Source organism: Aeromicrobium sp. (assembly GCF_032084975.1).
Taxonomy (GTDB): domain Bacteria; phylum Actinomycetota; class Actinomycetes; order Propionibacteriales; family Nocardioidaceae; genus Aeromicrobium.
This window is the reverse complement of sequence record NZ_DAMDLR010000087.1, coordinates 1-9,841: the sequence shown is the minus strand read 5'-3', so window position 1 is coordinate 9,841 and position 9,841 is coordinate 1. Positions and strand designations below refer to the sequence as shown.

Below are 9,841 nucleotides of genomic sequence, written 5' to 3'. Positions count from 1 at the left end.
CGCCGCAGGGGCCGTGCCCGCGCACGTCGCCGCCTTCGTCGCCACGGGCAGCGTCGCCGAGCGGTGGGACGACGTGGGCCACCGGGGCGGCGTCAGCTCGTGGCTCGCGCGGGACCTCGTGCCGTGGCTGCGGGAGCAGCCTCGCGCTGGTCGCCTCGAAGGGTCGCGTCCTGCTGGAGGTGGGCCGCCAGGAGTGGGTCCTGCTGCCGCTGCACCGTGCGCTGGCCGCCCGCGTCCCCTCGATCGAGCTGACCGAGTACGACGGCGGCCACGACTACGCCAGCTGGCGCGGCGGCCTTCTCGACGCGCTTTCCCGCGCTCTGGGCTGACGGGCTCACCGAAGTCGCCCACGGCGGCCCCTCGCTCATGGCATGGTGCCCATGTGCCACGCCTGATCCCTGCTGACCCACGCTTCACGACCGCGTCCGAGCAGGAGGTGTGGACCCGCCTGCGCGACGGACTCGGTGAGGACGACGTGCTGATCGCGAACCTGCGCCTCACGGACGACGTCCAGGACCATGAGGCCGACCTGGTCGTGCTGATGCCCGAGGTCGGCATCGTCGTCATCGAGGTCAAGGGCGGCAGCGTCTGGCACGACGCCGACGGATGGTCCATCCGCCGCGGGGCCCGGGTCTCGGCCATCGACCCCGTGAACCAGGTGATGCGCACCAAGTACGCCGTCCGCGACTACGTCCGGCAGGACGATCGCTGGGGCCGACGCCACCACGTCGCGTGGGCTCATGCGCTCGTCACTCCCTACTCGCGGTTCCCGGACGAGTTCTCGCTGCCCGACTGCCCCCGCTGGATGCTGCACGACCAGGCAGACCTGGACGGCCTCGTCGACCGGATCGTCGAGAACGCGCGCCGCAGCGAGCAGGGGAAAATGCCGCCGTCGCGCGACGAGGTCGACCTGGTCGTCGAGGTCCTCACGGGGAGGCTGCGAACCAGCTACGACGTCAACGCCGAGTCCGACGACCGCGCCGCGACCGCCGACCGCCTCACGCAGGAGCAGTCCGCCATCTTGGGCATCACGCGCCTCCTGCGGCGGATCGAGGTGCGTGGCGGCGCCGGCAGTGGGAAGACCGTGCTGGCCCTGCAGCAGGCCAAGCAGCTGACGAAGGGACGCAGCGACGTGAAGCCGCAGCGCGTCGCGCTCCTGTGCTACTCGCTCGGCCTGGCCGAGTACCTCAAGCGCGAGGTGCAGTCGTGGGGTCGCAAGGAGCGCCCCGCCTTCGTCGGCACGTTCCACGAGTTCGGCGTCCAATGGGGCGCCCCCGACGGCGACCGGGCGGACAGCGACTTCTGGGAGCACCGCCTGCCCGACCTGATGGGTGCGCTGGCGGCCGAGCTGCCCGACGGCCAGAAGTACGACGCGATCATCGTGGACGAGGCCCAGGACTTCGCCGACGACTGGTGGCAGCCGGTCCTGAAATCGCTGCGCGACGAGGAGGACGGCGGCCTCTACGTCTACTCCGACGAGAACCAGCGCATCTTCGCCCGCTTCGGTCGGCCGCCGGTGCATCTGGTGCCTCTCGTGCTCGACCACAACCTGCGCAACACGCGCCAGATCCACGACGCGTTCGGTCCGCTCGCGCCGTCGCGGATGTACACGCGCGGAGGCGACGGCCCGGCGGTGCGCTTCATCGCCTCGACCCGCGACGAGGCGCTCTCAGCCGCCGACGACGCCGTGGACACCCTGCTCGACGAGGGCTGGGACCCGGGCAACATCTGCCTGCTGACCACGGGCCGGCGCCATCCAGTCCAGGTCGAGCGGACCGAGTTCCACGACCAGACCGGCTACTGGAAGACCTACTTCGACGAGGACGACGTCTTCTACGGGCACGTCCTGGGCTGCAAGGGCCTGGAGCGCCGTGCCGTCGTCCTGTGCGTGAACGAGGACGACGTCAAGGAGCGGTCGCGCGAGCGCCTCTACGTCGGCATGTCGCGGGCCACCGACGAGCTCGTCGTCGTGGGCGACCCGGACGTCATCCGTGCGATGGGCGGCGACCAGGTGGCGCGCCGGCTCGGGCTGTAGGTCACCGCCGCTCGAGCTCCTCCTTCAGCCAGCGGTTCCGCTCCGTCAGCAGCGCGGTCATGTACCGCGTGAGCACGGTCCGGTTCACGACGCGCCCGACCGGGCCGGCTGGGGACTCGAACTCCACGCGGTCGACCATCACGGTGCCACCGTCGCGCGCCGCGAAGACGTGCTCGTGCCACCAGCGGCGGAACGGACCCGACACCTGCTGGTCGACGAAACGGTGCGGAGCCTCGTAGTCGGTGATCCGCGACGTCATCGTGAACGGCAGGCCGAAGTGCCGGGCTCGCCACGTCACGGTGTCGCCGTGCCCCATCGCGCCGGTCGTGACGCCCCTGATCGCTCGCTCGCCGGACCTGCCCATCGACGAGGCGTGCGCCTCCACGGACAGGCTGAGGTCGAAGCAGTCTCGCTCGGGCGCGGCGATGAACGTCGTCAGCTCGATCACGGGCATGGCTGGAGCGTAGAGCGCCGGCCGTACTGCTCGGTGTGTTGGAGGGGCATGTCGAGGTGGTGGTCGTGGAGGTGACCGTGGGACTTCATGTTGTGGTGTTTGCGGCACAGTGATCGCAGGTTGGAGGCGGTGGTCTGGCCCCCGGAGTGGTAGGCGAGGGCGTGGTCCTGGTCGGCTTCGTGCGCTGGTGCCCGACATCCCATGACGCGGCAGGTGCCGTCTCGCCACCTGATCGCCTGTCTCAGTGCTTCGGTCGGCCGGTAGCCGAGGACGCTGGTGTCGAGGACTTCGCCCCGAGGGCCGAGGACGAGTCTGCGGAAGATGGTGTGTTCGCTGGCGGCGAGTTCGCGGACCCATTCGGAGCCGATCGGCTCGCCGTCGAGCGTCATGCCCGGACCGTCGGTGTAGCCGATGAGGTCGGTGGCGTGGATGCTGATCGCGATCTCGGCACGGATGTCGGTGGAGGTGCCTTCGCAGGACGTGAGCCAGTGCGCGAGCAGGTCGGCCTGCTTCTGGTCGCGGGTGCGGCGGTCCTTCTCGCCCGTCTCGGGGTCGATCTTCGGCAGGGCCTTCGCGGCGCGACGCAACCGGTTGCCGGCGGCGTTCGCCACCGGCGTCGGCAGCAGCGCAGCGAGCCATGAGGTGCCGTCGTCGTTGTGCCGGATCGACACGCGGCGCTGCTCGACGGCATTCTCGCGCTCCTCGCGCGTCTGGTCCGGCTCGAGTCGAGCGCGCAGGCGACGTAGCCACGACCGCAGTTCGGCCACGGTGTGGGTCGCGGCATAGCCCGGTGCCGACTCGTCGAGCTCGGCGAGCGCATCGCGGGTTTTCAACTGTTCGGCGGTCCGCGCGATCGATGCGACCCGGGCGCCGTCGATGTCGCCCTCACGGAACGCCGCCCAGACGGCCGGGGTCCTGGTGCGCAGGACCTCGGTCTCGCTGATGATCGCCCACACCGTGCTCTCGGAGACATGCAGCGCCTGCGCCAGGTCCAGCGTCACCTCACGCCGCGCCAGCTCCTTGCCCAACGGCATCTCGCCCGTGCGGTCGATCTCCGCCACCCGCTTGGCGTGGTACTTCGCGATGAACTTCCACTCCTCGAACTCCGCCATCGCGCGGGCACGACGGACCGTGTCACCCGTCGTGATCGCCCGGTTCAAGTCCATGCCACCCAACATAGTGGGCACCACCGACAGAACCGTGCGTCGCCCATTTGCTCCGTCACTGTCGGCCGACACGCCTGCTTCGACCACCCCCGGGCGGGCGACGAAGGGCCCCGGGGGTCGCGCGTGCGGGGAGCGAATGAGCCGGCCTGTAAGCCGGATTCTGTCCTGCCGGAGCAGGGGCGGTCATCCATCTGGGATGCCCATTGCTGGACACCTCGGTGCGACCCACCTGCCGCGTCGGACGAGCAGCCCTGCGGCACGGCCCCGCGAGGGGCCATCTTGGTCTTGCTCCCAGTGGGGTTTACCGAGCCACGACGGTCACCCGCCGTGCTGGTGAGCTCTTACCTCACCGTTTCACCCTTACCCGCACCACCCGAGGGTGGCCGCTGGCGGTCTGTTCTCTGTGGCACTGTCCCGCACGTCGCCGTGGGTGGCTGTTGGCCACCACCGTTGCTCTGTGGAGTCCGGACTTTCCTCGACGCCCGAAGACGCCGCGACCGCCCGGCCGACTCATTCGCGGCTCCATCGTACGGACCCCCGGGCCGCGGTGTCACATCGTCCGGGCTAGGGTGGACACATCGAAAGGGAGTAGTCCCCAATCGCTGTGTCGACACACTGAGGCCTCGGTCTCCGGTGCAGCGGGCCAGGCAACTGGCGGACGAGACTTTCGACCGGATTCGTGTACACGAGCCCGGTCGAGGCTCGTCGTGACACAAGCTCCTCGTCCGGGTGGACGAGGAGCTTTTCTGATGGAAGCAGTGTTCATCGCTGCGGCGCTGGTGTTCGTCGCCGAGCTGGGCGACAAGAGCCAGATCATGGCCATGACGTTCGCGACGCGCTATCGCGCACGGACCGTCATCCTCGGCATGGGCATCGCCTGCGCCGTCATCAACCTTGCTTCGGCGCTGGTGGGCGAGGCCCTGGGCCAGTTCATCCCCCAGGACGTGCTGCGGATCGTCGCCGGCATCGTCTTCCTGGTCTTCGCGGCCCTGACCGCATGGTCGCTGCGAGGCGACGAGCACGAGGAGGAGCCGTCCGTCGTCCCGCACAGCGGGCGGGCCCTCCTGGCCGTGGGTCTCGCGTTCGCGCTCGCCGAGCTGGGCGACAAGACGATGTTCGCCACGATGACGCTCGCGACCCAGTACCCCTGGTTCTGGGTCTGGATCGGCAGCACGATCGGCATGCTCGTCTCGATCACGCTGGCGGTGCTGCTCGGCAAGCAGGTCCTCAAGGTGCTGCCCGTCCGCGCCGTGCACGCCGTCGCCGCGCTGCTGTTCGCGGCCCTCGGCATCTGGATGCTGATCGGCTGACATAGGGTCGCGGAGTGCTGATCCTGCTGCCGCCGTCCGAGGGGAAGACGGCTCCCGAATCCGGTCCCGCACTCGACCTCGCGGGTCTCTCGTCGCCCGTCCTGAACCGCACGCGCGAGCAGTTGCTGAACGCGCTCGTGAGGCTCAGCTCAACGAAGCGGGCCGCCGGGATCCTGGGACTCGGACCCCAGCAGTCGGCCGACATCGAGCGGAACGCGCGCCTGCGCGCGGAGCCGGCCGCGGCCGCCATCGACGTCTACACCGGGGTCCTCTACGGCGAGCTGGACTGGGCCGGCCTCGACACCGCGGCACAGGAGCGGGGGCGTCGAACGCTCGCCATCGCATCGGCGCTGTTCGGGCTCGTCCGGCCGCACGACCGCATCCCCGCCTACCGCATGAGCGGGTCGGTGACGCTGCCTCGCCTCGGCACGGTCGCGAGCCGGTGGAAGCCGGTCGTCCCCCGCGCGATCGCCGAGCTCGCGGACGGCCAGCTGGTCGTCGACCTGCGCTCCGGCACGTACGTCGCCCTGGGCGCGGCAGCCGCCGGATCCGTCACGATGCGCGTCCTGACCGAGGCGAACGGCAAGCGGTCGATCGTCAGCCACAGCAACAAGGCCACGAAGGGTCGCATCGTCGGACGGATGCTGGCCGAGGACGTCGAGGCCAAGGACGTCGACTCGCTCGCCGATGCCCTGCGTGACCTCGGTTGGACGATCGAGTCGTCGGGGCCCACCCGCCTGGACGTGATCCTGAGCGCCTGACCGCCGGGGCCTGGCTACGGCACGACGGAGAAGTTGCGCAGGCTGGGAGTGCCGTCCGGCCACCAGGTGATGGTCGTGATCGACGCGGGCGCCAGCTCCATGCGATGGATGACACCCATGTCCGCGTGCAACGCGGCGCGCACCAGGAGCTTGATCGGCGTGACGTGGCTGACCACGACGACCGTACGACCCGCATGGCGCTGCAGCAGGCGGTCGCGTGCCACCTCGACGCGCTTCGCGACGTCGTCGAAGGACTCGCCGCCGGGCGGCGCGACGGCCGTGGAGCCGAGCCAGGTGTCGAGCTCGGCGGGCCAGCGCTTCATGATCTCGGCGAACGAGAACCCGTCCCACTCGCCGAAGCCGGCCTCGGCGAAGCCCTCGTCGACCTCGACCGCCAGGCCGAGCTTGTCGCCGACCTGCGCAGCGGTCTGTCGGGTCCTCAGCAGCGGCGAGGCGACGATGGCGTCCGCGCCGCCACGCTCGGCGATCCAGGCGGCCGCCCGGCGCGCCTGCTCGACGCCGTCGTCGACCAGCGGCAGGTCCTCTCCCCCGGACCCGCTGAACAGCTTGCGCTGCGTGTGCGACGTGACGCCGTGCCGCAGCAGGATCACCGTGGTGGGGTCGCCCTCCATGACGCCGCGCCACCCGGCGGCCGGCTTGTCCGTGTCGCGCGGCTCGGTGAAGGCAGCCGGAGCCTCGGGCGGCTCGTCGGCCAGCTGGACGGGCTCGGACCCGTCGAAGGAGCTGATCAGGCCGGGACGACCGGCCTTCTGCGCGTCGAGCGCCGCATTCGCCAACGCGTCGGCCCGTGCGTTCTGGGCCCGAGGTACCCACGTCCACGTGATGGGACCGAGGTCGCGCACGATCGACTGCGCCTGCATCGCCAGCGGCTTCATGTCGGGATGCTTGATCTTCCACCGGCCGGCCATCTGCTCGATGACCAGCTTGGAGTCCATCCGCACCTCGACCGGCTCACCACCGGCGTGCTCGCGCGCCAGCTCGAGGGCACCGATCAGCCCGCGGTACTCGGCGACGTTGTTGGTCGCGATCCCGATCGTCTCGCCCCGGTCGGCGACCAGCACCCCGTCGCGCAGGAGCGCGGAGCCGTAGGCGGCGGGTCCCGGGTTGCCGCGCGACCCGCCGTCGGCCTCGGCGACCCAGCCCATCAGACGGCGGACTCGGACGTGCGGACGAGGATGCGGCTGCACTCGGGGCAGCGCACCACCGCATCGGCGGGCTCGGCGGCCAGCTCGCGCAGGTCGGCCCCGTTGATCTCCAGGTGGCACCCTCCGCACCGGCGGGCGTTCAACGTCGCCGCGCCCAGGCCGCCATGGTTGGCGGCGACCTTCTGGTAGAGCGTGAACAGCGCCTCGGGCACCCGCGGCAGGACGTCGGTGCGCGCAGCGGCCGCCCGGGCCGCCTCCGCCTCGATCGCGGTGGCCTTCTCGTCGCGCGCCGCGACGAGTCCGTCGCGCGTCGCGTTCTCGGCATCGAGCTGGGCCAGGACCTCGGCCAGCTCGGCCTGGGCGGACTCCAGCTGCTCCATGACCTCGAGCTCGTCGTCCTCGAGGGTCCCGATGCGCCGCGCGAGGGCCTCGAGCTCGCTCTGCAGGCTGGCGAGGTCCTTCGGGTTCGTGATGGCACCGGAGGCCAAGCGGTCCTCGTCGCGCGTCCGGCGCGTCTTGACGAGCTCGACCTCCTGGTCGGCCTTCTTCTGCGCCCGCTGGAGGTCGGACACCCGCGTCTGCACCTCGATGCGACGGCCGTCGAGCGCGCGGATGCGCTCGTCAGCCGCGGCGATCTCCGCATGCTCGGGCAGGTGGGCGCGACGGTGATTCAACTGCGCGAGCACCGAGTCCTGCTCCTGCAATTCCAGCAAGGCCTGCTGGGCGGACGGGTCAGCCTTCACGTGTGCTCCTCATGACAATGTCCGGCTCCACGGATCGGTGACGATCGCGGAGACGTGGGTCTTCACCGTATCGCCCAGCGCCTCGCGCACTGCCGTCGCCACGGTCGGCAGCCACGTCCACTCCGCGGCCCAGTGCGGGACGTCGACCACGGCGCACGCGCCGGGACGCTCGAGGTGCTCGCTGACCGGGTGATGGCGCAGGTCGGACGTGACGTAGACATCGGCTCCGGCGGCATGGGCGGTCCCGAGCAGGAAGTCGCCTGATCCGCCGCACAGGGCGACGGTCTCGACGACGCGGTCGAGGTCGCCGGCCACGCGGGTCGCACCGCTGTGGCCCGGCAGTGCCGCCCGGACGTGGTCGGCGAACGCGGACAGCGCCATGGGGGTGTTGAGCCGACCGATGCGGCCTGAGCCCCGGTCGCTGGGCTGCGCCGCGAGGGCCCACAGGTCGTAGGCGACCTCCTCGTACGGGTGCGTCGCGAGCATCGCTGCCCGCACGTCCTCGCGGATGCGCCGGTCGGCGATGACCTCGACGCGGGTCTCGTCGACCCACTCGACCTCGCCCACCGACCCGATCGCGGGATCGGCTCCGTCGAGGGGCCGGAACGACCCGCGGCCGTCGGTCTGGAACTGGGCCAGGTCGTAATCGCCGAGCTTCCCCGCGCCGGCCTCGTGCATCGCGGCCACCACGCGCGCCGCGTCGTCGCGCGGCACGTAGACGACCCACTTGTCGAGTGGCGAGTCGTCATCGGTCTCGAGCGGTCGCAGGTCGGACAGCCCGAGGGCGAGCGCCATCGACTCGCTGACGCCGCGCGGGGCGCTGTCGGCGTTGGTGTGGCACGTGTGGAGCGCGACCCCGTTCGAGATCAGCGTGTGCACCACGCGGCCCTTGGGTGTGGTGGCCGCGACCGAGGTCGTGCCCTTGAGGTAGAGCGGGTGGTGCGTCACCACCAGCTGCGCACCCAGGCGCACCGCCTCGTCGGCGACGGCCTGCACGGGATCGACGGCGAACAGGATCGACGTGACCTCGGCGTCGGGGTCACCCGCGACCGTGCCGACCGAGTCCCAGCCGTCGGCCCAGCGCGGGTCGTACAGGTCATCGAGGACGGCGATCACGTCACGCAGCGCAGGCATGATCCGAGTCTGGCACGTCCGCCGTTCAGGCCTCGAACACCTGGTAGTTGGCCGGCAGGCCCGGCTGGATCTCGGTGACCGGCTCCTTGCGGTCCCAGCCGCGGTCGACGTCACCCTCGCGTTGGCGGATGTCGCTGAACACGAACGGGAGCCCCGCCGCCCTCAGGGGCGACGGCCGGTCCATCAGCTGGAAGTGCAGGTGCGGCTCGGACGTGTTGCCCGAGTTGCCGACCTGTCCGATGACCGTCCCCTCGGACACGCGATCGCCCACCGACACCGCGGCGCTGCCCCGCCTCACGTGGGCGTGGAGCGAGAAGACGCCGGGGTCGTGCTCGATGACGACGTGATTGCCCACCACGGCGCGCGGGCCACCGAGGTCACGGAAGCCGTCGATCACCATCATGTAGCCGAACGCGAGCCACGAGGTGCGAGAGAGGTGGTCGCGGGCGCCGTCGACGACCCGCACCACGACGCCGTCCGCCACCGCATGGATCGGCTCGCCGAACGACGTGAAGCCCTCAGGCCGCTCGAATCCGCCGAACACCGGGTACGTGGGCGCGGTTCCGTCGGGACGCGGATGGATGATGTCCACCGCGTGCGACTGGCCGTAGCCGCGCACGCCGTGACTGGGCACGGCCGAGGCGGGGCTGTGCACAACGGTCCAGCGCCCCCGGACCGGGCTGGCGATCACGACCGCCTCGCGCTGGTCCTGTCGCGGCGGCCGGACCAGCGCCAACGCGAAGAACGCCAGCATGAACGGCGCCGCGAGGACGTAGGGCACGCCGGGCAGCAGACCCGCGACCACCGCCGCCAGGAACCCCCAGGCCCAGAGGGGGAACAGGCCGCTGACCGTGCGACGCCATGCGCCGGGCTCTCGTGCGCTCATGGGCTCCATGCCATCACACCGCCGAGCGGGGAGGTCAGGCGACGGAGGCCAAGGCGAACGGCAGCACCGCGGGGGCGCCGGCGCGGCGCAGCTCACGGGCCGCGACGGTGATCGTCCAGCGACTGTCGACGAGATCGTCGACGAGCAGGATCGGTCCCGCGGCGCCGGCGACCGCGGCGGCCAGCT

At 71.1% G+C, this 9,841-nt stretch carries 9 protein-coding genes, 1 other RNA gene and 1 pseudogene; 4 read left to right on the top strand and 7 right to left on the bottom strand.

What is annotated here, in order from left to right:
• Positions 1–329, top strand: a pseudogene (locus tag RT323_RS14570) (hypothetical protein); the annotation flags it as partial.
• A 53-nt stretch (positions 330–382) separates the two neighbouring features.
• Entirely contained in the window at positions 383–2,035 is a 1,653-nt protein-coding gene (locus RT323_RS14565) for an NERD domain-containing protein (RefSeq protein WP_313409743.1), read from the top strand.
• A gap of 1 nt (position 2,036) precedes the next feature.
• Here RT323_RS14565 and RT323_RS14560 read toward each other — a convergent pair whose 3' ends face one another.
• The 3 genes from RT323_RS14560 to rnpB form a co-directional block, all read right to left on the bottom strand.
• Positions 2,037–2,489 carry an SRPBCC family protein gene (locus RT323_RS14560; protein WP_313409741.1) on the bottom strand — a complete coding sequence of 151 codons (453 nt, stop codon included), beginning with the start codon at positions 2,487–2,489 and terminating at the stop codon, positions 2,037–2,039.
• Positions 2,480–3,655 (bottom strand): DUF222 domain-containing protein, encoded by a 1,176-nt coding sequence (locus RT323_RS14555; RefSeq protein WP_313409739.1) that lies wholly within the window; start codon positions 3,653–3,655, stop codon positions 2,480–2,482. The genes RT323_RS14560 and RT323_RS14555 overlap by 10 nt, the downstream gene beginning before the upstream one ends.
• Positions 3,656–3,788: 133 nt before the next feature.
• Positions 3,789–4,168: RNase P RNA component class A (gene rnpB / locus RT323_RS14550), an RNA gene on the bottom strand.
• A 236-nt stretch (positions 4,169–4,404) separates the two neighbouring features.
• On the opposite strand from rnpB, the gene RT323_RS14545 reads away from it, so the two are divergent.
• Both RT323_RS14545 and RT323_RS14540 read left to right on the top strand, forming a co-directional pair.
• On the top strand, positions 4,405–4,965 hold the full coding sequence (locus RT323_RS14545; protein ID WP_313409738.1) for a TMEM165/GDT1 family protein: 561 nt from the start codon (positions 4,405–4,407) through the stop codon (positions 4,963–4,965).
• A gap of 14 nt (positions 4,966–4,979) precedes the next feature.
• On the top strand, positions 4,980–5,726 hold the full coding sequence (locus RT323_RS14540; RefSeq protein WP_313409736.1) for a peroxide stress protein YaaA: 747 nt from the start codon (positions 4,980–4,982) through the stop codon (positions 5,724–5,726).
• Positions 5,727–5,740: 14 nt separating this feature from the next.
• Here the strand turns inward: RT323_RS14540 and RT323_RS14535 are convergent, their stop codons facing one another.
• Genes RT323_RS14535 through RT323_RS14520 form a run of 4 tightly spaced genes read right to left on the bottom strand, consistent with a single transcriptional unit; the run spans position 5,741 to position 9,655 of the window.
• Positions 5,741–6,892, bottom strand: coding sequence for a bifunctional RNase H/acid phosphatase (locus RT323_RS14535; protein WP_313409735.1), 1,152 nt, complete (start codon positions 6,890–6,892; stop codon positions 5,741–5,743).
• Positions 6,892–7,635 (bottom strand): C4-type zinc ribbon domain-containing protein, encoded by a 744-nt coding sequence (locus RT323_RS14530; RefSeq protein WP_313409733.1) that lies wholly within the window; start codon positions 7,633–7,635, stop codon positions 6,892–6,894. Before RT323_RS14530 ends, RT323_RS14535 begins: the two co-directional genes overlap by 1 nt.
• Before the next feature lie 9 nt (positions 7,636–7,644).
• Complete coding sequence (locus RT323_RS14525) at positions 7,645–8,769, bottom strand: Nif3-like dinuclear metal center hexameric protein (RefSeq protein ID WP_313409731.1); 1,125 nt, start codon at positions 8,767–8,769, stop codon at positions 7,645–7,647.
• A 25-nt stretch (positions 8,770–8,794) separates the two neighbouring features.
• Complete coding sequence (locus tag RT323_RS14520) at positions 8,795–9,655, bottom strand: M23 family metallopeptidase (protein WP_313409729.1); 861 nt, start codon at positions 9,653–9,655, stop codon at positions 8,795–8,797.
• Between the last annotated feature and the right edge of the window lie 186 nt (positions 9,656–9,841).